This is a genomic window from Gordonia otitidis NBRC 100426, from assembly GCF_000248075.1.
In the GTDB taxonomy this organism is placed as follows: domain Bacteria; phylum Actinomycetota; class Actinomycetes; order Mycobacteriales; family Mycobacteriaceae; genus Gordonia; species Gordonia otitidis.
In genome coordinates, this window is sequence record NZ_BAFB01000091.1 from 22,131 (window position 1) to 48,036 (window position 25,906).

16 protein-coding genes are annotated in these 25,906 nt (G+C 65.9%); 3 read left to right on the top strand and 13 right to left on the bottom strand.

The annotated features are described in order from the left end of the window. Positions 1–27: 27 nt before the first annotated feature. The 12 genes from pks13 to glf form a co-directional block, all read right to left on the bottom strand. Entirely contained in the window at positions 28–5,442 is a 5,415-nt protein-coding gene (gene pks13, locus GOOTI_RS08970; RefSeq protein ID WP_007238263.1) for a polyketide synthase Pks13, read from the bottom strand. A gap of 114 nt (positions 5,443–5,556) precedes the next feature. Next, positions 5,557–7,479 carry a long-chain-fatty-acid--AMP ligase FadD32 gene (gene fadD32, locus GOOTI_RS08975; protein WP_007238264.1) on the bottom strand — a complete coding sequence of 641 codons (1,923 nt, stop codon included), beginning with the start codon at positions 7,477–7,479 and terminating at the stop codon, positions 5,557–5,559. Between the two features lie 273 nt (positions 7,480–7,752). Continuing rightward, positions 7,753–8,739, bottom strand: coding sequence for an LLM class F420-dependent oxidoreductase (locus GOOTI_RS08980; protein ID WP_007238265.1), 987 nt, complete (start codon positions 8,737–8,739; stop codon positions 7,753–7,755). Positions 8,740–8,967: 228 nt separating this feature from the next. Continuing rightward, positions 8,968–9,975, bottom strand: coding sequence for a cutinase family protein (locus GOOTI_RS08985; RefSeq protein WP_007238266.1), 1,008 nt, complete (start codon positions 9,973–9,975; stop codon positions 8,968–8,970). A 2-nt stretch (positions 9,976–9,977) separates the two neighbouring features. Continuing rightward, positions 9,978–10,529: a DUF732 domain-containing protein gene (locus GOOTI_RS08990; protein WP_085949784.1), complete on the bottom strand. Its 552-nt coding sequence runs from the start codon at positions 10,527–10,529 to the stop codon at positions 9,978–9,980. A 202-nt stretch (positions 10,530–10,731) separates the two neighbouring features. Next, positions 10,732–12,180 carry an alpha/beta hydrolase-fold protein gene (locus GOOTI_RS08995; protein WP_007238268.1) on the bottom strand — a complete coding sequence of 483 codons (1,449 nt, stop codon included), beginning with the start codon at positions 12,178–12,180 and terminating at the stop codon, positions 10,732–10,734. Between the two features lie 322 nt (positions 12,181–12,502). Then, entirely contained in the window at positions 12,503–13,546 is a 1,044-nt protein-coding gene (locus tag GOOTI_RS09000) for an alpha/beta hydrolase (RefSeq protein ID WP_039993810.1), read from the bottom strand. Between the two features lie 424 nt (positions 13,547–13,970). Then, positions 13,971–16,355, bottom strand: coding sequence for an arabinofuranosyltransferase AftB family protein (locus tag GOOTI_RS09005; protein ID WP_051997918.1), 2,385 nt, complete (start codon positions 16,353–16,355; stop codon positions 13,971–13,973). After that, on the bottom strand, positions 16,345–17,262 hold the full coding sequence (locus tag GOOTI_RS09010) for a decaprenyl-phosphate phosphoribosyltransferase (protein ID WP_007238271.1): 918 nt from the start codon (positions 17,260–17,262) through the stop codon (positions 16,345–16,347). Before GOOTI_RS09010 ends, GOOTI_RS09005 begins: the two co-directional genes overlap by 11 nt. Next, positions 17,259–18,041 (bottom strand): phosphatase PAP2 family protein, encoded by a 783-nt coding sequence (locus tag GOOTI_RS09015; protein WP_007238272.1) that lies wholly within the window; start codon positions 18,039–18,041, stop codon positions 17,259–17,261. The genes GOOTI_RS09010 and GOOTI_RS09015 overlap by 4 nt, the downstream gene beginning before the upstream one ends. After that, entirely contained in the window at positions 18,022–19,992 is a 1,971-nt protein-coding gene (locus GOOTI_RS09020) for a glycosyltransferase (protein WP_007238273.1), read from the bottom strand. The genes GOOTI_RS09015 and GOOTI_RS09020 overlap by 20 nt, the downstream gene beginning before the upstream one ends. After that, positions 19,993–21,207 carry a UDP-galactopyranose mutase gene (glf, locus tag GOOTI_RS09025; RefSeq protein WP_007238274.1) on the bottom strand — a complete coding sequence of 405 codons (1,215 nt, stop codon included), beginning with the start codon at positions 21,205–21,207 and terminating at the stop codon, positions 19,993–19,995. 262 nt (positions 21,208–21,469) lie between these two features. Here glf and GOOTI_RS09030 point away from each other — a divergent pair, with 262 nt between their 5' ends. Both GOOTI_RS09030 and GOOTI_RS09035 read left to right on the top strand, forming a co-directional pair. Further along, positions 21,470–22,321, top strand: a complete 852-nt coding sequence (locus GOOTI_RS09030; protein ID WP_007238275.1) for a PIG-L deacetylase family protein — start codon at positions 21,470–21,472, stop codon at positions 22,319–22,321. A 24-nt stretch (positions 22,322–22,345) separates the two neighbouring features. Then, on the top strand, positions 22,346–23,068 hold the full coding sequence (locus GOOTI_RS09035; RefSeq protein WP_007238276.1) for a GAF and ANTAR domain-containing protein: 723 nt from the start codon (positions 22,346–22,348) through the stop codon (positions 23,066–23,068). 22 nt (positions 23,069–23,090) lie between these two features. Here GOOTI_RS09035 and GOOTI_RS09040 read toward each other — a convergent pair whose 3' ends face one another. Beyond that, on the bottom strand, positions 23,091–24,578 hold the full coding sequence (locus GOOTI_RS09040; RefSeq protein ID WP_007238277.1) for a SpoIID/LytB domain-containing protein: 1,488 nt from the start codon (positions 24,576–24,578) through the stop codon (positions 23,091–23,093). A 605-nt stretch (positions 24,579–25,183) separates the two neighbouring features. On the opposite strand from GOOTI_RS09040, the gene GOOTI_RS09045 reads away from it, so the two are divergent. Further along, a complete protein-coding gene (locus GOOTI_RS09045; RefSeq protein ID WP_007238279.1) occupies positions 25,184–25,771 on the top strand; it encodes a peroxidase-related enzyme in 588 nt (195 codons plus the stop codon). Positions 25,772–25,906 lie beyond the last annotated feature (135 nt).

Here is a 25,906-nt window from a genome sequence, read left to right on the forward strand (position 1 = left end):
GGCACGCGTTGGGCTCCTGGCCCGCGGCTAGTTGGTCGCTTTCGCCTCGATGGTCGCCAGTCGTGCGCTCAGATCGGCGCCGATCTTCGCGATGTAGGGCTCGTCGACGATCGAGAGATGATCGCCGCCGATGTGGATGATCTCGAGGTCGTCCACGACCTCACCCCACCTGCCGTCCTCGTCGATCTCGGCCCACTGCGGTTCGAGTTCGATCGCGCCGTCGTGCATCTTGTCGGCGCGATACAGCACCACCTTGCCGTCGTAGGGCAACGGTTTGATGTTGGTGAGTGCCCGGTTGTCGACAAACGACGTGCGCTGGTGTTCGATGATTCCGCCCGGGATCTTGGTACCCGACATCGAGACCATCTCCATGATGATCGCGAACTGACCCTCGTCGTCGGCATCCACAAGGCGATCCATCGGGATCGGGACGTCGGGATCGAGGTCGTAGTTGCGGATCGCGAAGTCCTTCCACCGCTCGAGCCGGGCCCGCTTGTTCTCCGGGGTGTCGGGCACGTCGTGCCGCGGCCGGACGACGTCGATCAGTCCGACGAAGGCGATGTCCTCACCCTCGTCGCGCAGCGCCTTGGCGCACCCGTACGCGAGTGCTCCACCGAGTGACCACCCGATCAGAACGTAGGGGCCGTGCGGTTGGATCTCGCGCAACCGCGGCAGATACTGCGCGACGCGCTCCTCTATCGTGCCCTCGACACGATCGAATCCGATCACCGGCTGGTCGGCGGGCAGCCGCTTGAGCAATGCCTCGTACGCAGACGTGTTGCCACCAGCGGGATGGAACAGCAACGCGGGCACCGGATCCCCGGCGCTCGGGTCGTACGTCTTCTTTCCCTCCGGCACCAGACGCAGGTATCGGACGAAGCCGTCGGTGTCGGCTGAGGCGTCGAGGAAGTTGCGGACGTAGTCCGACATCTCCTCGATCGTCTCGGAATCGAGGATGTCCTCGGGGTCGATGTCGCCGCCGGTGCGCTCGTTGAGCTTGTCTGTGAGTCGCTGCGCGACATCCTCTTCGAGTACGGGCAGCTTGTTGAAGATGCCGCCCGCCGACTTGCCGGTGATGACCGCATAGACACCGAACGTCAGGCGCTCGGCGGCATCTCGCGGTGGAACGTCGGAGCCCGCGGCCTCTGCCACCGACTGCTGACTCATGAGGTCAGCGGCCGGCGGTGTGTTCTGGTTCGCCGCGGGCGGTGTGCTCTCCGGCTGGTCGTTGTTCTGTTGGTCGGCGTCGTTGTTCTTCCGCTGATCTGCGTCGCCGACCGTGGCAGCGACCGGCGCCGCCTCCGACGCCGCTGCGCCACCGGCGTGCGCTTCGGCGTCCTTGGCGAGCTGCTCGTCGATGTAGGAGTTCAGCGCAGCGGTGTCGAGTTCACCCTCGCCCGCTGCCTTACCGGCGAGGTCGTCGAGCTGGTCGCGGTGCGTGACGGCGAAGGCGACGAACTTCTCGACGTCGGCGAGATTCGCCTGGCGCATCGCCTGCAGCTGCAGCTGCGGGATGTCGAACTCGTACTCGACGCGGTTCTTGATGCGCACCGCCATGAGCGAGTCGAGTCCGAGTTCGATGAGCGGGATCTCGCGTGGGAGATCCTCGGGGTCGTACCCCATCGACTCACCGACGATGATCGCGAGCCGATCACCCACGGATTCGCCGGATTCCGGATCCCATTTGTTGCCGATGTCGTCGACGACCTCGTCCTCGACCGTCAGCGAGGTATCGGTGTAGCCGACCTTGGCCTGGTCGATGGTGCCATCGGAGAGATCCTCGGTGCCGGCGGCGGCAATCGCGGCGCCATCGGCTGAGTGTGCTGTGCCCGTGACGACTGCCTCGAACAGGAGGTGGAAGTTCTTGTCGCGCTTGCCGTGGATGGTCACCGACGCACCACCGGGGTGCGGACTGAGCGTGGTGGTCACCGTGCCCGTCGTCGGGAACTCTCCGTGCGACGCCGCAGCACCGACACGCGCGTCGTCGAAGACCTCTACCGCCGCGGCGCGGACCAGTTCACGCGGATCGGTCACCGCCGCAGCAGTGACCTCCCAGGCGTGTCGGCCGTCGGGCAGGGCGACATGCGAGCCGGGGATCCTGCCGGCCGAGCCGCCCCCGGAGATCTGCGCGGAGAGCCAGAACGGCTTGCGATCGAAGCGGGTGCGCGGGATGTCCGCGTAATCGCCTACGCCGAACAGTGATCCGACGTCGACGGAATGCCCGTGGACGTACAGCTTCATGAGCGCGTTGATCACGCCGAAGCTCTCGTCCTCCTTGCGTCGCAGCGTCTCGATCAGCTCGGCGTCGTGCAGACCGGCCGAGAACGTCACCGCTGCAACGGAGATCAGTACCGCGGGGTTGGGGGAGAGCTCCAGGAAGGTGCGGTGACCGTTCTCCACCGACTTCGCGATCGCCTGGCTGAACCACACACTGTGGCGCAGCCCCTTGAGGAAGTAGTCGATGGTGTGCACGGGCTCATGTCCCGCACGGTAGAAGGCCTCACGATCGACCGAGCTGTAGAAGCCGGTCTCGAGTCGCTTCGGCTCGATTCCGGTGAGCTCGTAGGACAATTCGCCGAGCAGCGGGTCCATCTGCGACGTGTGACTTGCACCCTTGGTCTGCAGTTTGCGGCCCAGCTTGCCCTCGGCCTCCGCACGGGCGACGATCGCGTCGACCTGCGGTTCGGGACCACCGATGACCGTGTGCGTCGGCGCGGCGTACACGCAGATCTCGAGATCGGGGTAGTCGACGAGGACGTCGTTGATGTCGTCGGCGCTGTACTCGACGAGAGCCATCAACCGGATGTCGTCGCCGGTGAGCGTGGCCTCACCCTCGCCCATCAGCCGCGAGCGCTGACAGATGACCCGGGTGGCGTCCTCGAGTGAAAGTCCTCCGCTGATGTAGGCCGCCGACGCCTCGCCCATCGAATGCGGCACCAGCACACCGGGTTCCGCGCCGTGATGACGCAGCAGATCGGCCAGCGCCACCTGGATGGTGTAGATACCGACCTGCGCGGTCTCGATGCCGTAGGTCTGCTCATCGTCGACGAAGATCTCGGCTATCGAGTAGCCGAGCTCGTTCTGGACGTACTCGTCGACGCGGTCGACGTACTTCTTGAAGATCGGATTCTCGAGGTAGAGCTGCTTGGCCATCTTCCGATGCTGCGAACCGAAGCCCGAGAGCAGCCACACCGCCGACGCCGCATCCGGCGAATCAGCCGAGTAGACAAGCGGAGTGGCCTTGCCCTCGGCGATGGCACGCACACCCTTGACCGCATCCTCGTGCGTTCGGGCCATCACCACCGACCGTGACCGGCCGTGGTTGCGGTGAGCCAACGCGCGCCCGATGTCGGCGAGCGGCGTCGAGCGTCCCTCATCGGATTCGAGCCACTCGAGCAGGTCGGCGGCGGCTTTACGACGTCGCGACGGCAGGAACCCCGAAAGCACCAGCGGCACAACCGAACCCTCGACCGCGCACGGCGCGAAGCCGTCGGCGGGATCGGCGTCGACGACCTCGGCCGGAGCTTCGTCCTTCGCGGCCTGCGCGGCGAGGACTGCGCGTTCGGCGTCGGTGAGGAAGTCCTCGTCATCGTCGGTTTCGACAGGCTCAACCAGCGGGGACGGCTCAACCAGCGGGGACGGCTCAACCGCCTCGCTGGTCGAGCTACCTCCGCTGGTCGAGCTTGTCGAGACCACTCCCGACAGATCACTCGGCAGCACCTCACGCACGACGACGTGGGCATTGGTGCCGCCGAAGCCGAAGCCGGAGACACCCGCGACCGCGTGACCGGAGTAGCGCGGCCAGTCGGACGGCTCCTGGACTACCTTCAGGTGCCCGGCGTCGAACTGGATGTAGGGGTTGGGGCCGGAGTAGTTCAGCGATGCGGGCAGCTTGTCGTGCTGCATCGCGAGCACCACCTTGGCGAGTGCACCGGCGCCCGCAGCGGATTCCATGTGCCCGAAGTTCGTCTTCGCCGAGCCGAGCAGAGCGGGCGCGTCGGCCTGGCGACCGCGGCCGACCACGCGGCCGAGTGCATCGGCTTCGATCGGATCGCCGAGTACGGTGCCGGTGCCGTGCGCCTCGATGTAGTCGACGCTGCGCGGGTCGAGGGCTGCGTCGGTGTAGGCCGAGCGCAACACCTCCACCTGTGCCTCGGGATTGGGCGCGGGCAGGCCGTTGGAGCGACCGTCGGAGTTGACCGCCGAGCCTGCGACCACGGCGAGCACGGTGTCGCCATCGCGTCGGGCGTCGGCCATGCGCTTGAGCACGAACAGCCCGCCGCCCTCGGCGCGGATCATGCCATCGGCGTCGGCAGAGAACGCCTTGATGTGACCGTCCTTGGCCTGCGCGCCGATGCTGTCGAAGCCGAGCGTCGCGGCGGGAGTGATGATCATGTTGACGCCACCGGCGAGCGCGACGTCGGATTCGCCCGACCGCAGGCTACGTACGGCCTGGTGAACCGCGACCAGCGACGACGAGCACGCGGTGTCCATGGCCACCGACGGGCCGTGGAAGTCGAAGAAGTACGAGACGCGGTTGGCGACGATCGACGTCGACGTTCCGGTCAGCGCGTAGGCGGCGGTGTCGTGTGCGCCGTCGTCGAGGCCCATGGCCGCGAGCAGCTGGTAGTCGTTGGTCGACGTGCCGATGAAGACACCGACCGGTGCGCCCTTGAGGTCGCTGGCCGGGATGTGCGCGTCTTCGAGTGCCTCCCACGCCAGTTCGAGCGCGAGGCGCTGCTGCGGGTCGACCATCTCGACCTCGCGGGGGCTCATCTGGAAGAAGTCGGCGTCGAAGCTCTTGACGTCGTCGAGGTAACCGCCCTTGACGTTGGATTCGTCGATGACCTTGGCCAGGCGCGGGTCGGACTTGAACTCGGCCCAGCGGTCCGCGGGCAGATCGGAGATGCCGTCGCGCCCGGAGATCAGTGCCTCCCAGGTGGAGTCGGGGGTGTGCCCTGCCTTGGGGAAGCGTGTCGAGAGGCCGACGATCGCGATGTCGTCTGCCGCGTCGCGTTCACGAATCCAGAAGGTCTCGGCATCGAGGTCGAGCCCTTCGTCGGGGTCGCCCTCGATGATGCGCTTGGCCAACATCGCGATGGTGGGGTGGTTGTAGGCGACCGTTGCGGTCAGCACCACGCCGGTCTTGTCCTCGATGTCGGCGGCGAGCGCCACGGCATCGCGCGAGGACAGACCGAACTCCTCCATCGGACGGTCGTCGGAGATCTGTTCGACAGAGATTCCGGTCGACGTCGCGACCCACTCACGCAGCCAGTCACGCAGCTCCGCGACGGTCAACCCGCCTGCGGTTTCGCCGTCGGTGGACTCGCCGCCGGTGGGCTCACCGTCGGCAATCAGGGGTGAATCCGGCTCGGCTGGCTCCGTTCCGTGCGGATGAGCCCCGGTGCCGTGTGCATTCGCTGCGTTATTCAGTTCAGACATCGCTTCCAGACTAACGAGTGCGGTCCGTCATTCCGACGACCCTGCGGGGGTGGCCCGACGCGGCGTCGGCGATGGCCGATGCCTGCGTCGACTCCTGATGAATCGGGTTGCCTCTCAGTGGCCCGCATCGGGGAAGGCGTCCTGCTTGTATCCGCCCCGCAGTCGGCCGTCGATGTAGGCAGCCTTGGTGGCGCGTCGCGCGATCTTGCCGCTACTCGTGCGCGGGATCGAGCCCGCGGGAACGAGGAGCACGTCGCGCGCCATCACGCCGTGCCGCTGGGCGATCGCGGCGCGCACGGTGTCGGCGATCTCCTGCGGATCGGTCTTCTTTCCCGGACCGCGCTCGGCGACGATCACCAATTGCTCCGACGCGTCGTCCGCGTCAAACTTCAGGCCGCTCGCCGCGTTCTCGAACACCTCGGCAGGCAGCTGGTTCGCGGGTACGGCGAAGGCAGCGACGAAGCCCGGCCGCAGCGCGGCGCTGGCTTCCTGTGCGCTGAACTCGAGATCCTGCGGGTAATGGTTGCGGCCGTCGACGATCACGAGGTCCTTGACACGGCCGGTGATGTACAGCTCGCCGTCGAGCCACACGCCGTAGTCGCCCGTGCGCATCCACTGCGCATCGGACGGCGCGCCGTCGGTGTGGCTGCCCTCGGCGAGCGGCGTGGAGATCGTGTTGTGGAACGTCGCGGCGCTCTCCTCCGGCTTGTTCCAGTAGCCGGCACCGATGTTGAGTCCGTGCAACCAGATCTCGCCGACCTCGCCGTCGGCCTTTTCGACGCCGGTCCCGGTCTCGTCGTACTCCGCGGCGTCGACGATCGCGGCCCACTGACTCAGTGCAACCTGCCCGCAGGAAACCTGCGCGACAGCGTTCGGTGCATGCTGGTCGACGATCTTCATGTGGCCGGCGTTGAGCTCGTCGCGATCGACGTAGATGACCTTGGCCTCGTTGTTGCGCTGAGTGGCGGAGACGAACAGCGTCGCCTCGGCCATGCCGTAGCAGGGCTTGATCGCGGTCTTGGGCAACCCGTACGGACCGAACGCCTCGTTGAACTTCTTCATCGAGCTGACCGTGACCGGTTCGGAGCCGTTGATCAGTCCGATGACGTTCGAGAGGTCGAGGTGCTCGCCGTCCTTGGGCAGACCGCGGACTGCCGCATGCTCGTAGGCGAAGTTCGGGGCCGCGGCGTAGGTTTCCGCACCGTCGCTGGCGGCAGCGAGTTCCTTGATCCAGCGGCCGGGCCTGCGCACGAATGCCTGCGGGCTCATGATCGTGATGTAGCGGCCGCCGAGCGCAGGCAGGATCACGGTGAGCAGTCCCATGTCGTGGAACATCGGGAGCCAGGTGACACCGCGCGCATTGCGGTCGATCTCGATGCAGTCGTAGATCTGCAGGCAGTTGGCGGCGACCGCCTCGTAGGTGATCTCGACACCCGCGGGCACACGGGTCGAACCGGAGGTGTACTGCAGGTAGGCGACGGTGTCGCGGTTGTGGTCCTTACCGGCAACCGGTGCGACCCAGCTCGACCCGACCGAGTCGGGGACGGCGTCGACGGCGATCACGCGGGGACGTTCCTTGGCGGGGACGCCTGCGAAGAAGTCGCGCACGGCCTCCGCCGATTTGGTCGATGTCAGAATCGCCGTCGGCTTGCAGTCGGCGAGCACCGCGGTCAGGCGGTCGGTGTGGCCGGGTTCGTCGGGGCTGAAGAGCGGCACCGCGACGTTGCTCGCATACAGCGCGGAGAAGAAGCCGATCACGTATTCGAGCGACTGCGGGGCGAGAATCGCGACCCGGTCGCCGGGCTTGGTGACCTGTTGCAGCCGGGCGGCGACAGCGCGCAGACGCTTGCCGAACTGCGCCCACGTGAGGTCCTGTGCCTCTCCGTCGCGCTCGCGGCTGTAGTCGATGAAACGGTACGCCAGCGTGTCCGCCTGATCGCGCACGTTCTGCTCGACATAGTCGACCAGCGTCGCGTCCTCGGTGAAATGCAGGTTGCCGTTCTCATCGAGGAACTGCTCAAATTCTGTGTTCAGCATCCATCACTCCTGTGGCCCCCTCGCGGGCGACCACGTCCGTGCGCCATGGCGGCGCGGTGTCGTGGCACTCCCCGCAGGTACCACGTCTTCTCGGGCGTCATGTCCGCGTCGTCGACGCGTGACACGGTAGCGCACACGCGACTACCCGTCCGAATCTTGGCGTATGGTGAATTGCGCCTTCATGACGCCGGAATTCCGACATGTGCCGGGGTCATACACGGGCGAATTCACGTCAGCCCATTTCGACTGAGGCGAAATGGGCCGTCGACAATCCTACTCCCCCTTCAATTGGGCCAGAACAGGCGCAAAAGCGTCCATCTGCGTCGGGAAGACTCCCACGTACGACATCGTCGTGCGGCGACGCACCTCGCGGATCTGATCGGCGATCTCCTCGAACGACCCGATGGCGATGTAGGGCGACGTCAGCACGTCCTCGACGGTGAACTCGGTGTCGTGCGCGATGTTCGGCGGGTACCCCTGCGCGAGCGCCTTGAGCGCCATCTCCGCAGTGGCCTCGCGGTCGTCGGTGATGACGATGACCGCGATGGTCCAGTTCAGCTCGATGTCGGCGAAACGGTCGCCCGCCGCCTGACGGATACGGTCGACGCGCGCAGCGGTCTTCTCGATCGTCATGTCCGAGAGCTTCATCTTGCCGTCGGGGGTCGTTCCCGGGGCGACCGAGATGATGTCGGCGTGTTTGGCGGCCAGGGCGAGCATCTTCGGTCCACCACCACCGACGGCGATCGGCGGCCGCGGCCCCTGGCGCGGTCGCGGGCTGCCCTCGAGGCCGTGGATCTGATAGAACTCGCCGTCGAAGTCGACGGTTTCGCCGCGCATCAACTTGTCCAGGATGGTCAGCGACTCGTCGAGTTTGCGAATGCGCACGCCGGGCGTCTCGAACTCGATACCCGCCTTGTCGAACTCCTCTTTCATCCAGCCAGCACCGATTCCGAGCTCGAGTCGCCCCTTGCTCAGCACGTCGATCGTGTTGGCCTCCTTGGCCAGGATCGCCGGATGACGGAACCCGTTGGCGAGCACCGAGGTACCCAGGCGGATGGTGCTCGTCGCCTGACTCAACGCACCGAGTGCGGCGAGGGGACCGACCTGGTTGCCGAGGTGATCGGGCACGGCGAACGTGTCGTAGCCGTACTCCTCGGCAGTCTGGGCCAACTTCACGAACTTGCGGGCTCCGCCCTCGTCCTTGTTGCCCTCGCCACCGGCTCCGAATCGGAACTTGCGCAGTCCCCCGGGGTCACTCATCGTCGCCTGCTTCTCCTCACGCATCGCTGCGGTCACCGGTGGTGATGCCGGTTGGTCTGATGGGCAGTGTGCCCGACCGCACCACGGTAATGCAGGTCGACGGTGCTACCCAAACACGGCCGCGACCGCTCCGAGCGGGACAAATGACCTAGCGGAGAGCCGAGCCCGATGCCACGCGCGGGCGGTCACCCGTTGCGCGGGGCACACCGGCGACGAGCGGGGGGCTGATCAGTTGTGCGCCGGATGGGGGGCGTCGGCGATGACCTTGTTCGACCACCCGTACATCCACTGCGTCGCACTGCTCCCGTCGAGCTGCCAGTACCGCTTGGTGGCATACATCGCATGCACGGGGTTGTTGATGGCACCGGCGAGCTGCCCGACGGCGCCGACCGGGTTGGCGACTGTGGGCGAATCACAGATGAGATCGCCTGGAGCACAAATGGATTGAACCCGATCGCGCAGTTCTCCGAATCCACCGCTGCGTGACCCGGTCATCGTGATGCCCGGCACGAGCTTGCCCATTCCGCCGAGTGCGACCTCGGCGCCGACGCCATCGGGATCGGGACCGATGTCGTTCTGCTGCCCCTTCTCACGGCGGCCGTCGGCGATCAGTCCGACACCGAGCACGAGGTCCTGATCGGAGGCGTCGATCGGCCCACGACCATTGCCGATATTGCTCGCGAGGTCGCCGCCGATGACGGCACCCTGCGAGAAGCCCATGATCACGTACCTCGTCAGTGGACACTTCTTGTTGGTGTCGCGCAGCTTGGCCGCGGCACGGTCGTAACCCTGTTGACGTGAGACGTTGTAGTCGGCCTGGCGATCGCTGAGGTTCGTCGGGTTACGGAACTGCGCGATGTAGGGCACCGTGTAGACCTCGGTGCGCGACGTCGGGTACTGATCCTGCAGCGCCGTCGACACACGCCGCATCAGCGACGCCTTGTTGGCCGTCGGATTCATGGGGTCGTCGTCGGCGGACGATTCCCAGGTACCGGGGATGACGAGTGTGAGCACGTCGGGGCAGTCCGCGGACTGCGCTTGCGGTCGTTCTCCCGACGGGGCGCTCGTCGACGGCCCCTGACCGCCGGGAATGTTCGGCGGTCCGGGCTTGAGCAGAGTGATCACCAGGATCACGATCAGCACGATCGCGACGAGGGCGAGAAGGGCTAGGAACAGTGCGATCCGGCCAAGTCGACGACCCTTACGACGACCGGCGCCACTACGCTTGGCGCTCACGCCTAGCAGTAGTTGTCACGTGCGGCTTTGATGACCTTGTCGGCCTTGGAATTCGCCTCGGCGGCGTTCTTCGAACTCGGACCGATCATCGCGGTCACAAAGGCCTTCACCGTCGTCGGATCGGCTCCCTTGGCCTGCTGAGCGCAGACGTATTCGGCGCTGTTGAGCGCGACGGAGTTGTCGGAGTCACCGGCGAAGCTGATGTTCTGGTCCTTGAGCGCCTGCAGATACTTCTTGCCCTTGTCGCTCACCTGCTCGCCGCCCGGGCCGGGGAAGTTCTCCGGCACCTTGGTGGTCGTGTTCGGTGCTGTCGCAGGCAACGTCGTCGAACCGGAGACCTTCGTACCGCCTGGTGCGGCAGCGGCCGACGACTCCGTCTTCTCGGTCTCCGACGCCTTCGCAGAGGACGACGCGGGCGAGGAGTACATCGACGTGGTGGTGACGGGATCGCTCGTGATCGGCGCGCTGGCCGTCGAGTCGTCCGAGCAGGCAGACAGCCCACCCGCGAGAGCAACTCCCGCCATGATCACACCCAACCCGAAGAACTTCCTCATCATCACTTCCTCATCACACCCGACCCGGCCATTTCAGCACCGACGCAAGGCTACTCCGCCGTCCGACCCGCGCCGACCACCGCGTGGGCGCCACCTGCGGGAATGCGTTGATTCCTCAGCGAGATCTCAGCGCGAGCACACCCGGCACCGAGTATGTGTCGAACAATCGACCAGACTGGGCGCCGGGTGCTGCATGCGGTGATCACTTACCGATGACCGTCCCGCCCTTGGCCGTCCACGAGATCTTGCCGCGCTCGAACGTGTTGAACCGTCCCTTGCCGTCGCGGGTGGGCAGTTCGTCACTGGTCGGCAGTCCGAGTTTGCCGCCCGGCCCACCGATCGACGCGTACGCGCCGCCGATCGCGCCGGTGACCGCCTTGGGACCCTTCGGTCCGGTGATCACACGGCCCTGCGCGAAGTCCTGTGCACGCCCGCCGGGCACCGCGTACTCGGGAGTCAGGCAGCCCCCCAGTTTGTTCGCGTCGGCGACCTTCTTGAACGGGGCGGACGGACGGCACGCGACCTTGTCGCCGCCGAGTCCAAGTGCCGCAGCGGCCTGCGGCCACGCCTGAGCCATCTCGAATTCCCAGTACGCCCACGTGTGCGTTCCCGACGGCCGGTACACCGCCTGCCCCGGTATGCCGAGTTCGTTGAGTTTGATCGCGAACTGCTGCGAGGTCACGCGGCTGAGCAGCTCCAGGCCGACGCCGGAGTAGTTCGTGGCGAGCAGCGGGATGTCCGACGGCTTGTCGTGCGGCCCGACGAGTCCGTTGCCCGACGAGACGTAGAGGCTGGTGCCCCGAAGCTTGTCGGCGATGAGGAACGGATCGTGTTCCTTCCACGCGGGATCGCTCGGCGGCCCGAACATGTTCATCGAGTTGTAGCCGCCGCCGTCGCGCTGCGCGAACTGGATCGCCTGCGGCATACCGGTCGACGTCAACTGCAGGATGCCCGAGAACGACGCCGCGAACTTGTAGAAGCCCTGGTTGCGGGCGGCGAGCATCATCGCTCCGGTACCGCCCATCGACAGCCCCTCGATGCCACGCACGTCCGTCGAACGCCAGTCGCCCTCGATGATCGGGGGCAGCTCGTGGATGAGGAACGTCTCCCACTTGTAGGTCTTGCCGCGATCGGGTTGCTTCCAGTCGGTGTAGAAACTCGACTCGCCACCGATCGGCAGGATGACGTTGACGTTCTTGTCCTTGTAGAAGTCGACGATGTTGGTGTTGATCACCCAACCGCTCTGGTCGTCTTGAGCCCGCAAGCCGTCGAGCATCGTGAGTTGCGGGAACTTGGCGTCCGGGTGTGCCCACCAGTCACGCGCGAGCAGGATCTGCACCTGGATGTCGGTGTTCATCGCGGGAGAGTGCACCCATAGTGCGACCCGACGGTCGGTGTACCAGAAGACCTTGGTCACCCGCGCAGGCTGTGCTGGTGCTGCGGCTGGGGAGGGCGCGGCCGCAGGCGGCTGCTGCGCAGGCGCCTCGGGTGCAGGCGGCGCGGGTTGGGCAGGCGGGCCGGGTTGGGCAGGCGCTGACGGCTGCGCCGGGGGTGCTGCGGGCGGATCGGCGGGCGCAACCGCCTGCCCTGCGACTGTCAGGCCGGCGGTCACCGCAACGGTCGCCACCACCGTCGCAGCAACCCGAACCATCCGATGTCCACGATGCCCGCCCCGTGCCGACCGGTCATCACTTACCGCTGGACGCATCCGTCTCCCACTTCCTTCACACCGTGGGCAAGGGTCTCCGGCTTGTTCACATTCACACCAGAGATCACACGAGTCCCACTAGCCACGTTTAGCCTCAGGTGTTTCTTACCCTCTCCGACGCCGATTCCACGCGCGACGCGCTGAGGCGGGTGAGATTTCTGTGACTTGTGATGCGTATGGGATCTGATACGGATCACAGTGCAGACGACGCGACCCCGACCGGAATACCGGTCGGGGTCGCGTGCACGTGCCTGCGCTGATCAGATCAGCGGAAGAAGCCTCGCTGGTAGGCGTTCCACACCATGTCCTGCCAGTAGCCCCACGCGTGGGTGCCGTTGGCGTCGTAGGTCATGAGGTTGATGCCCTGGGTGAACGCCGCGACCTCGAAGGCCTTGCGCTGCGCCAGTGCCAGCACCTCGAGCGTCGACCCCTTGAACAGGTCGTCGAAGACGTTCGGAAGCGCGTTGTAGCGGCCGAAGAGTCCGTTGCCCGACCCGGTGAACACCTTGAGGTGATGCATCCGGTTGATCAGCATGAACGGATCGTTGTCGTACCAACGCTGATCCCACGGCGGTCCCCACATCGCGTCGACGTTCCACGGCTTGGGATCGACGTCGAGCATGGCCAGACGGAGCATCGTGTGCATGCCGGGAGCGCTCAGGAAGTCGTAACCCGACAGCGAGCCAGCCGCGTAGTACAGGTCGGGACGCTTGGCTGCCAGCACGAGGGCGGCATTACCGCCGGACGAGATGCCCATGATGGCGAACTTGCCGCCCTTGCCCTTGAAGCCCTTGCCGCGCAGAGCCGGAACCAGACGGTTCTGGATCACGCACTCCCACATGTACCGGCGCTGCTGGCCGTTGAAGTTACTGGGCGCGTTCCAGTCGGTGTAGAAGCTGGCGGGTCCGCCGATCGGCTCGACCACGTTCACGCCTTGATTGACGAGCTCCTGGACGTTGGTGTTGATCTCCCAGCCCGAGAAGTCGTACTGGGCACGCATGCCGTCGAGCAGCACGACGGTGCGGGTGTTGCCCGGCTTGAACCACGAACGCACCTTGACCTTGCCCGGGGCCATCGACTTGTTGCCGAAGGCGCCATTGGTTGGCATGCCACAGGCATCGATCCACCACTCGCTCTTGCCCGCAGGCGTGCCGTTGACGCGTGCATCCGCAGTACCTGCACCGCTGATGACCGACGCCAGGCCCGCCACAGTCATCAACGCGACGGTCACCGCCACCAACCGGCTACGAAGCCGGAATCTGCCGCGCGTTCCGGATACGGATGATCCCGACCTCACCGCTACTCCCATCGACCAAACTCTCCTCTGTTACCAGTCCCCATGTGTCCCACAGGACACACCAGGCACCAGATCGTTACGTGCGCGATATCAACCAATCGGCGCGGGTTCCCCGAATCAACAACCATCCACCTCATGCGCGACACATCGCACACGGTGCGTGGAGCACACCGCTCGTATGCAATGCACAACGATTCGGGAGCCTATTGCATAGGCGAACACACTGACAATCAGCGTGACCGCCACCACATCTCACGTCTCTCGACGTCGACGCGGAGCCGATCGACCTCTACCGCCGGTCTCATCTCTCATCGCTTTATCAGGGTTGGACGTTACCTATCCGATACATAACAGGACAAATCGCCTGTACCCCGCACACGGGATCAGACGCGTGACCTGCACAGAAGTCGCTCGACGATGCGCGCAACTGTGACGCTCATCTCGGGTGGAGTCGGGGCGGAATCGGTAGACCGCAGCGCTGCAGCTCGTACTCCGGATTGCGTTGAATCCGATAGTCGGTGAAGCCGAACGACTCGGAGAGATTCTTCTTGAATCTCTCGATCGACCAGGTGTCCTTGTACGACTCGATCCTGTCCACGGTCTGCTGACAGGTGAGCGCCTCGCGCGCCTGGGCGACGACGTCCTCGTCGAGGAAGCCCGGCAGCACCGGCCACCTGGGATAGGCGCCGGCCTCCGCGACGACCCACTCCGCGGGGAGATTCTTGTCGTGTCCGATCCGGCCGTCCTCGAGACGCTCGGTGTGCGCGGCGATCGGGTACGCGAGGCCCATCTGATCGATCACTCGGACATCGAGCGGCGCGTTCATGCTCGTCATCCCCAGGTTGAGGAAGTACACGGTGGCCTTGCGCTTGTCCTGCGGAGTGTTGTCGGGCAGCTTGGCCACGTACCACTCGTCGTAGTTGTTCGACGGGAGGATCACGCCACCCTGGGTCCTGTACTCGTCGATCCGCTCGACCATCGCCCGCATGCGCGGATAGTCGAGGTAATCGGCAGCGGTGACAGGGTTCTCGTTGCCCATGTTGGTCACATAGAACCGACGTTCGTCGACGATCCCGCTGCGACCGATGTCGATGCCCGCGTTGGGCAGGACCTTCTCGTGGCAGACGATCGCCCAGACGAGTGTGGTGACCCACAGTGCGGCCATCACGACCGCGCCACCGAGTTGGACCCACGCCCGACGACGTCGGTCGCGATCTCGGGCGGCGTCGACGCCGCGGCCGACTGCTGCGCGCATGTCGGCGAGAGCGGGCACCGACAGCGGTACGACCATGACCGGCAGCAGAAGCGTGAACAGCGGCGTGAGGAGTACTCGGCCGTGCATGAAATCGCCGCCCTGGCGCAGCCAGTAGACGCCGACCACGAGCCCTCCGAGAACGACCGCGACCGTGACGGTCGTCGGGGTCTGGAGTCCACGGGACCATCCGGCCAAGCGCTCGCGGACGGTCGGGCGGCCGGTCGCATCAGCCGAACCGGTATTCGTGGCGACGTCGGCCTGTCGACGCCTGTTCGCCCGCACGCCGACGGTCACCAACACTCCCGCGAGGATCGCCATGATGACGGGAAGCACGAGCGTGTACGGCCCGAAGAGGTTACCGAGATAGATGAAGCCCTGATGCCACTTGGAGCCGCTCGCATCCTTTGCGACGGCAGGGTTCGGCACCAGCAGCGCGTAGTACCCCATCCGGAATATCTGGTAGCCGACCGGCAGCACCGCGGCGCAGAGTGCGACGCCGACGCGCATCCGCCACGACAGCGGCGCCAGGAACACGAGCACGAGCGCGATGCCACCGATCACGGTCAGTTCGGGACGGATCAGCGGGGCGAGCCCCGCCCAGAAGGCGAGGAACAGCGTTGCCGCCGTCCCTCGATACCTCGTGCCGGGACGCTCTGCGGTCTCGGCATGAGCAGCGCTGTCCGGCCGTCGTCGACTCCACGCGATCAGCAGGCACCACAGCACCGCGACCCAGAAGATGCAGAGTCCGTTCTCCAGACCACTCGTCGCGAAATCGCGAGCGGGCGGGATCGCGATGTACACGATCGCGCCGAGCGGCAACAGCAGCGTGATCCCGCTCGCGGCCGGACCACTGATGCGGGGACCGAGTAGACGAGCCGTGCCGTACATCGCGATCGGGATCGCCGACACCGACAACACCAACGCCACCCAGAGCGCGACGTACTCCAGCTGACCGTCGGTAACCCACGCCCAGAACCACAGCAGATACGTCCACGCCGTCGAGGTGTTGGCCTCGACACGCTCGCCCGCGTTGAACACCGGGCCGTTGCCTGCGAACAGATTGCGCAGGGTGCGCAGCACGATAAGACCGTCGTCGGCGATCCACCTGCGTTGCCAGGCACCGATGGCGAAGAAGGTCGTGACCGCGACGGCACCGATCAGGAAGCTGATCGACGCGGTCCACTCGCGGGGGCCCCACGACGACAGAAATCGCCGACGGCCACCGCCCGGGGGCGGCCCGTCGCCGACAGCACCCGGTCCCTCGTCGAGGGCACCGGATTCCGCGTCGAGGGCACCGGATTCCCCGGCCACGGCACCCGGTTTCGCGTCGAGGGCACCCGATTCGGCGCCGACGGCATCGGATTCCCCGTCCAGGGCATCGATGATCATGGTGTCGTCCATGTCGACAGCACCGATGACCGTGGTGTCGTCCGTGCCGAGATCCCGCGCAGTTCTGTCGGCTGGGCGGATGCCGGCGACGTCGTGGTCGGTGATGTGTGCGGTGGGGATCTCGCGAAGTCTGTGCCTACCCGCGCGAGCGGGCTCGTCGCGAACGTCAGACGGCATAGACCGCGACACCCACGCAGACGATCCAGGCCAGAGCCAGGATCTGCAGAATGCGGTCGCCGAAGGCGATCTCTTCCGGCTCGCCGGCGGTACCGCCGTCCACGACCACTGCGTACCGCAGAATCGCGATGGTGAACGGAACCATCGAGATGGCATACCAGACGTTGGTGTCGTGTCCGGAATTCTTGTCGAATGCCCACAACCCGTAGAACGCGACGACGAGCGTTGCCGAGAGCGTCCACACAAAGCGCAGATAGCTGGTGGTGTAGTACTGCAGCGACTTCCGGATCTTGGCGCCGGTGCGCTCGGCGAGCACCAGTTCGGCGTAGCGCTTGCCCGCAGCCATGAACAGCGATCCGAACGCCATGACCAGCAAGAACCACTGCGAGAGCTTGATGTCGGTCGCGGTACCACCGGCGATCGCGCGCAACAGGAAGCCCGACGAGACGATGCAGATGTCGATGACGGGCTGATTCTTGAGCCCGAAGCAGTAGCCGAGCTGAATCACCAGGTAGACGGCGATGACCACCGCGGTCTGCCAGTTCGCCGAGTACGCGATCAACAGCGACGCGATGCCGAGCACCACGGCCAGCACGTACGCCAGCTTGACCGGCACGACGCCTGCCGCGATCGGGCGGTACCGCTTGGTCGGGTGATTGCGATCGGAATCGACGTCGATGGCGTCGTTGATCAGATAGATGCACGACGCTGCGAGGCAGAAGGCCACGAAGGCGATCGCCGCGCGGCCGAGCACGTGGACGTCGGTGATGCTGCCCGCGGCCAGAGGTGCCGCGAGGACCAGGACGTTCTTGACCCACTGTCGCGGGCGCAGCGCCTTGATCAGCCCGTCGACCCGGTTCTTGGGTGGGCCGACCTTCTTGTCGTGCTCGATGGGCTCCTCGCTCATGCCTCTCCTCGGTTCCTGATCACCCACGCGGCCGCTGTGCGTGCGGTCTGCCCGGGCAGGAGCGCAATCGCGCCGGCTCGGGCCGCCACACGCGCGGTGCGAGTGGCGCGCGGATGCCCGGCAACCGTTCGCGATGCACGCTCGAGAAGTGTGTCACCGCCGACGACGGCCCCCGCACCCAGTGCCCCGAGCGCAGCTCCCGCGGCGACATCGCTCGGGTAATGCACTCCGAGCACAAGTCGCGACGTGAGCATAGGTGGCACCAGAACCGCGGGTAGCAGGTAGGGCGGCAATCCGGCGGCCCGACCGATCAGGATCGCGGCGGCAGTGGTCGACGTCGCATGCGACGACGGGAAGCTCAGCTTGCTCGGCGTCGAGACACCGATACGAATCCTCGGATCGTGCGGGCGGGGCCTGCGGACGATGCGTTTGATGATCACCGACGCGGCGTGCGTTCCGAATGCGCCGACACCTGCCTCGACCCAACGTCGCGTCGCGACCGAGTCACCACGACGGCGGGCCACAACGTAGCCGATTCCCGAGATCGCCAGCCAGCCGAGGGAGTGCTCGCCGAAATGCGAGAGAGCGCGTGCCGCGGGAAGTACTCCCGGTCGGTCGTAGAGCGCGTCCTGGATCGCGATCAACGCGTCGACCTCGCGACTGTCCAACGCGTCACGCTCGGCGACCTCACGATCACCTGGTGCAGCGCCGGTCGGTTCCCCCGTGCTGCTCGACTCCGCGCTACTGGCTTCGCCTGGGTCACTCAATTCCGAAGACACCCGCCCAGCTCTCCTTACTGGTCAGTTCCTGGTGAGCGGCACGGTAGCGCTGTGCCATCTCGGGGAACCTCTCGTTGAGTTCGCGCACCAGCGCGGCCGATTCGCGTGCGAGCGCGATCATCTTGTCGCGATCGCGTTGCCGATAGACCACTCCCCGGCCGTCCGCGGTGGTCACCGTGACGCCGTCGACTCGGCCCAGCGAGAACCAGCGGGCCTCGATGGGCGGGTAATTGGCTTGCGGCACCTCGTGATGACGAGGGTCGGCCGGGCGCAGGTTGTTGACCACCGACGCCGCGAGCGCCTTGAGCTTGCTCACCGGGTTGGTCGGCACGTTGACACCGAGATGCGTTGCCTCGCCGCTGGTTCGGGGCAGTTCGGTCGCCGAGGGCAACACGACCGCGTCGGGGTACTGCTTGCGCATCTCCGCGATCTTGGGGAGCGCGGTCGGCAGTAGGTCGCGGATGTGGTCGGGTCCGGCGAGGAAATCGCGGATCGCTTCGTTCTGAATCGCCACCGTCGAATATTCAAGGCTCAGAAGATGTTTTGCAGTCGCCTTGACCATCGACTGCAGAATGCCCTTGATCGGTCCGTCGTGGTGGACGGCCGCGACCACCAGCCGATTGCGCAGATGGAAGTAGGCCTGCCAGTCAATGGCGTCGTCCTTGTCACTCCAGGCCATGTGCCAGATCGCGATACCCGGGATGGTGGCGGTCGGATATCCGGCCTTGGCGGCGCGCAGCGCGTACTCCCAGTCGTCCCACTTGATGAACAACGGCATCGGCAGACCGATCTGCTCCGCGCACTCGCGCGGGATCATGCACATCCACCAACCGTTGCCCTCGACGTCGATGCGTCGGTGCAGGTTCTTGGAGTTCTCCCGGTCGCGGAGAGGGTATCTCGCGAAATCGTGGTCGTAGTCGACGAACGGGGCGGCCGTCCACATGAACGTGTGGTGGTTGATCACCTCACCCATCGAATGCAGGTGACTGCGGTCCTGCAGATTGAGCATCTGCCCGCCGACGAGCATGGGGGTCTTGGCAAATCGTGACATCGCCAGAGCGCGCAGGATGGAATCGGGCTCGATCGCGATGTCGTCGTCCATGTACAGGATGTACGGGCTGTCGGTGAGCCGCAGCGCCTCGTACATGATGCGTGCGTAGCCACCGGAACCGCCGAGGTTTCCCTGGTCGAAGATGTGCAGCCGGTCGCCCAGTGCGGCGGCGGCCTCGTCGTAGCCCGGCTCGTCGACGACGTTGCGCGTACCCTGGTCGGGCATCAGCACCGCGTCGATCACCCCGTCCACCAACGGATCCGACGTGAGCGCCGCGAGTGCATTGACCGCGTCGGTCGGCCGGTTGAAGGTCGGGATGCCGACGGTGACGCGCTTGGTCTCCGGGCCGGTCGCGGCCGCTACTGCCGAATACCAACCCGCCGAGACGATCTCGGTGTCGGTATCGGTGGTGACGTCGAACCAGATCCAGCCGCCGTCCTCGAATGGCCCCAGGTCGAGTTCGAATTCGAGGACGCCATAACCGTTTTCGTCGGTGAGCACCAGATCACCACCGATGCCGATGCGCGAGCCGTCGACCTTCGAGCGGTACAGGTCGACGCGGCACGTACCACGGACCTCGACGCGCAGCACCACCGACTTCAGGACCGACCAGCGTCGCCAATACGACGCCGCGAACGCGTTGAAGTACGTCTCGAAGCTCACCTCGGACTCGGCGGCGAGCAGCACCGACGTCCGCGTCGGGGCGTGGGCGCGACGTGTGTTGTTGTCCGATTCCACCTGATAGAGCGAGCGCACGTCGATGGGCTCACCCGGACGCGGGAAGATCACCCGCTGCAGCAGTTCGACGGCCTTCGAGTCGGGTTCGGTCGGCGCCTGCGCCGTATCGGTCACCGGGGTCGCGCCGCGCTCGGTCGTCTCGTTCGAAACAGTCACGCTCATCTACTCCGCCTCCGCCAGCGGCGCACCGTCGGCCAGGTGCGGCGCCAGCGTGTTCTCGTACATGGTGAGCGCACTTGCGATCGCCATGTGCATGTCCAGGTATTGATAGGTGCCGAGCCGACCGCCGAACAGCACCTTGGCATCCGCGGTCTCGGTCTTGGCCAGTTCTCGGTAGGCAGCGAGCTTGTCGCGGTCCTCCGGGGTGTTGATGGGGTAGTACGGCTCGTCGTCGTCGTTCGCGAATCGGCTGAACTCGCGCATGATGACGGTCTTGTCCGTCGGGTAGTTCTTCCGCTCGGGATGGAAGTGCCGGAACTCGTGGATACGCGTGAAGGGGACGTCGGCGTCGTTGTAGTTCATCACCGGGGTTCCCTGGAAGTCTCCCGTGGGCAGGACCTCGGTCTCGAAGTCCAGGGTGCGCCAGCCGAGACGCCCCGCCGAGTAGTCGAAGTACCGGTCGAGCGGACCGGTGTAGACGACAGGGGCATCGGGGTTGGCGGCGCGAATCTCGTCACGCACGGCGAACCAGTCGGTGTCGAGGCGCACCTCGATGCGCTCGTCGGCAGCCATGTTCTCCAGCCACGCGGTGTAGCCCTCGACCGGCAGTCCCTCGTAGGTGTCGTTGAAGTAGCGGTTGTCGAAGGTGTAGCGGACCGGTAGCCGCGTGATGTTCGACGCGGGCAGGTTCTTCGGGTCGGTCTGCCACTGTTTGGCCGTGTAGGCCTTGATGAACGCCTCGTAGAGCGGTCGGCCGATCAGGCTGATCGCCTTCTCCTCGAGGTTCTTGGCGTCCTTGGTGTCGATCTCGCTGGACTGCTCGGCTATGAGTTCGCGCGCCTCGTCGGGGCTGTAATACCTACCGAAGAACTGCGAGACCAGTCCTAGTCCCATGGGGAACTGGTACGCCTGGCCGCCGTGCATCGCGAAGACCCGATGCTGATAGCCCGTGAAGTCGGTGAACCGGTTGACGTAGTCCCACACCTTCTTGTTCGACGTGTGGAACAGGTGTGCTCCGTACTTGTGCACCTCGATGCCGGTCTCGGGTTCGGGTTCGGAGTAGGCGTTGCCGCCGATGTGTGACCTGCGCTCGACCACCAGGACGCGCTTGCCGAGTTGTGTCGCTGCACGCTCGGCGATGGTCAGGCCGAAGAACCCGGACCCGACGACGATCAGATCGACGGCAGGGTTCGACGCGACGTTGCTATTGGTGGCCACGGGTGTTCAGGGTAACGGACACAGCGACGAGCTCTTCGACACACGCGGGTCGTCGCGCCACGACCCTCGATGGGCATGCGGGACTGTGATCTGCAGCGACGGCCCGATCAAGGCTGGCCAAGGGCCGTATACTCCGAGTATTGGGCTGTAGAGATCGGCTCGCTGAATCTTGTGCAACGCCACCTGTACGACGACATTTGCAACGCCACCGTGTACGTCCCTGTACAGCGAAGATTGCGCAACTCCCGGCAGGAGTCCGCCAATGACCCCACCCAGCGCCACCCCCGTCCCCGTCCCCATCCAGAACTCCGACGTCCCGATTCCCCCCAGGACGCCGATGACTCGCTTCTTCCCCGCACCGAGTTCGCGTACGGTTCCGACGTCGTTCGGCACCGCCGAGCCGGAGTGGCTGGCCTGGTTGTCCGGTCAGGCCTGGCCCGAGGTGATGTTCGACATCGATCGTCTGGTCGTCGTGGCCGCTCATCCCGACGATGAGATCCTCGGCGCCGGCGGCCTCGTACACGCTGCAGCGTCGCAGGGCATCGACGTGGTGACGATCTGTGTCTCCGACGGTCACGCCGCGCATCCGGGGTCCCCCGAGCAGTTGGCCAACCGCCGCCACCTCGAACTCGACACCGCGTCGGTGCTGTTGGGCCTCGATCTCCCCCGGTGGGGCGGTCTGCATTCGGGAACGCTGGCACAGCACCCCGATTGCCTCGACGCGATGATCCGCGACACCCTCGATGAGAGTCCCGGCGTCCGCAACGGCGTGCTGGCGGTGTGGGACCACGACGGGGAGGCCGATCACGAGGCTGTCGGTCGGTCCGCGATGCGAGTGGCCAAGCCCCGTGGACTCCAACTGTGGATGTATCCGATCTGGCTGTGGTACTGGGCTCACCCGGGCGACGAGACCATTCCCTGGCACCGAGTGCAGACGGTCCCGGTCTCGTCGACCGTGATGGCCGTGAAGAATGCTGCGGCGCGATCGTTCGCCGACCAGAAGCGCCCACGCGGCCCGAGCGACAGTCCACAACCGGTCCTCGGCACCTCCATCACCTCTCACCTTCTGCGGGTACGGAGTATGTTTTCGGCTGAGGACCACTTCTCGAAGTGAAGTGCGGCTGGAAGGAATGCGGCATTGACTGACGTCACGTCCGAGGCGAGTTCGCAGACCACGTGGACGGGCTCCGACATCGCCCGAAAGAGTTCCGAGGTCGCTCGCCTCGTCGCGCAGTTGCAGACGGAGAGCAGTGACAGCGACATGTTGCTGCGCCTGTTCACGAAGGCTGCCGCCGAGACGATCGGCTCCGACTACGCGAGCGTCACACTCGTGTGCCGCGGTCAGGTGGAGACGCCGGTGATGATCGGTGAGATCGCGGCGGCGTCGGACGCGTTGCAGCAGGAACTCGGTGAGGGCCCCTGCCTCCGGTCGGCGACCGACGACACGACGATCTGGATCGACGACATGCGTCACGAGGAGAGGTGGCCCAAGTTCTGCGCAGCGGCAGCCGACCTCGGCATCGGATCGATGGCCTGCTTCTGCCTGTACATCGCGGGCGAGGAGCGCGGTGCCCTCAACCTGCACAGCACCACCGCGAACGCGTTCGACGACGAAACGCGCGCGCTCGGACAGCTGTTCGCTGCTCATACCGCGACGGTGTTCTCCGCGGTTCGCGAGAAGGAGCAACTCCGGACCGCACTGAGCTCGCGTGACCTGATCGGCCAGGCAAAGGGAATGCTGATGGAGCGCTACGGGCTCGGCGCCGATCAGGCGTTCAGCCTGCTCGCACGTCTGTCCCAGGACTCCAACACCAAGCTCGTCGACATCGCGCGCCAGGTCGTCGACGCCGGGCCCGAGTGACCCTCGCGCACACCCGCTGAGGTCACCTCAGCCGATCGGCGCGCGGGAACCCGAGCACGGGTACTCCGCCGCGCTCCTGGAAATCGGACAGTCCCTTGCCTGCCAGCACGTGTGCGCCGGTCTGCTGACTGAAGAACATCATGCCCTTCTGGAACAGCTGTGTGACCCCCGCGCCGTCGGGCGTGAGCGTGGGTACGCCGATGGCCTGACCGAGCGGACCGGTCACGCCGCCGAGGTCGCCGAATTTCCCGTTCATGGCGTCGGTCGCGATCCCCAGCAGCTTCGACGATCCGGGCACGAGGTTGTCGGCAAGGCCGGTCAGCGAGTCCGGGATCAGCGAACCGAGGTCGGCCGAGCCGAGTCCGGCACCACCTCCGGGCGACGTCGGCGGTGTGACGATCTTCGGCTTACTGGTCTGTCCCTTCACCGAGAACCACGACGACTTGAGCTGCAGTTTGGTCCGGACGTCTTCACCCGTCGCCTCCACCGTGCCGCCCGACCCTGACACCCGCACGCGCAACGCACGCCCGTTTTCGGGGCCGAGTCCGTTGGCCTCGATCACCTCGAAACTACGAAGTGCACCGACACCGAAGGCCGACGCGATACTCGACGCACTCACGTCTGCGGTCCAGTTGTGTTCCGGCGCAATCACATCGCCCTCGTCGACGACGGCGGGGAAACGCCCGCCCGCGGTGTACCCACCGGTCGACGCAGAGAACTCGGTGAATGCGGGTTGTCCGTTCTGGCGCAGTATCTGCCCGGCTGTCTCGTCGGCGGCACGATTGGTTCGCGGATCCTCACCAGCGACCCCGCCATACATCTGCGAGTTCTGCGTGTCGTCGATCTTCTTGCCTCCGGCAATCGCCGCCAACGCGTAGCTACGCGCGACGACAGCCTGCGCCTTGAGTGCTTCCATGCCGCCCGCGTCGCCCCAGCCCGGGATGCTCTCCTTGGCGATCACGCCCTTGACGTAGTCGTCGATGTTGAGCTTGTTCACGACGCGCCCGCCGTCGAAGCCCAGCGAACCGCGATACGCGGCATTGGAGCCGCAGAACTTGAGGAGTTCGTTGCCCGCGCGTCCGGGAGCCGGATTCGCGGGATCGACGAATGTCGCGGGCACCGTCCGTACGACACCACCGCCGCAGCCGTTGGTGATGGTCGCGGTGCCACCGGAGATGCTGATCGCTTGGCCAGGGCTCACCTGGACGTTGCCCACGCGGGCACCTGCGTCAGCCCGGACGTTCACCGCCGACTGCCGACTCAATCCGACGGTGATATCGGGCTTGTCGGTCTTGCCGAGCGTCGTCCCCCCGTAGAAGTGCTGCAGGATCTTCGCGGCCGACCAGCCCTTCTTCGCGTATCCGTACGCGCCCCACTGGCCCATACCGCGGCCGTGCCCGTGTCCGTGACCGATCAGGGTCACCGAGGACTCGGCAACGAGGCCGATGTCGGAGCGGTGCGAGAGACCGTCGCCGGCGACCACTCCCCCGACCAGCAGCGCAGGCGCCACCGCGCACACGACCAAGGACGATGTTCGATGACGCCGTCTCCCTGGCCGCGCCCGGGAGACGAACGGATTCGACAGTCGGATGCTCACGGCTGTCCGCACCTCCAGCGCGCAGTTGGGCAGACACTCCTCGATGAGGTCTGTTACAGATGTTACTGATGGGACTTATGTGACCATAGTGATTCTTCTCCCGAATACCAACCTCAGGGCATAACAACCCCGTCACGAATCCCGCGCCCCGCGCCGCCGACTGTGCGCTCCCTGCCGCCGACTGTGCGCTCCCTGCCGCCGACTGTGCGCTCCCTACCGCCGACTGTGCGCTCCCTGCCGCCGACTGTGCGCCCCCTGCCGCCGACTGTGCGCCCCCTGCCGCCGACTGTGCGCCCCCTACCGCCGACTGTGCGTGCCCCGGTTGTGATCGCAGCAGTTCTTAACCTGTCGGCAGCGGATGCCGTTCCCTAGCGTTCGACGCACCGCAGTGGGAGCCGCCCGACACCGACACCGACGGATTCGACGCCGACGGCACCCGGTTTCACGCCAACGGCAGCACGGTTCACACCCACAGCACCGCACGTTTCGCGATCCGCCCACACGACAAGGAACAGCTGATGACCGACACGCTCGACGCTTCTCCCCGCACCCAGATCTCGCGCCTCACGGTGCCGGAGATCGATGCACTGCCCGACGATCTCCAACGGCAGATCCGTTCCATCGAGCGGCAAGTGGGCTACATACCCAATTGGGTGCGCGCATTCGCCCTGGGCGGAGCCCACGCGGCGCGTTTCAACGCCTACATCCTCGGACTGCTCGATCCCAGTTCGGGGCTGCTCCCCTATCCCGACCGTGAGTTGATCGCCACGGTGAGCTCCGCCGAGAACGGCTGCTCCTACTGCCGCCTCAACCACGCGGTCAGCCTCGGCGAGGCTCTCGGAGACAAGAAACTCGGTACGAGGATCGCCGTCGACTACCGCGAGGTCCGCGAACTCACCCCACGCCAGCGGGTTCTCGCCGACTTCGCCGCCACCCTCTCGGCTCGCCCGAATGACATCTCCGACAACGATCTGGACAGCCTGCGCAACCTGGGACTCGACGACGGCGCCATCTACGAGGCCATCGAGGTCGTCGCGGCGTTCGCAGCTGCCAATCGCTTCAGCATCGCGCTGCAAGTACGTCCCGACGACCAGTTCTTCGACTGACCGCGCCGACAGCACCGCACCCGACGCCGAGGGCACCGTATTTCACGCCGACAGCACCACCCCCGACGCCGAGGGCACCGCATTTCGCGCCGAGGGCACCGCATTTCGCGCCGAGGGCGCCGGATCGCACGCCGA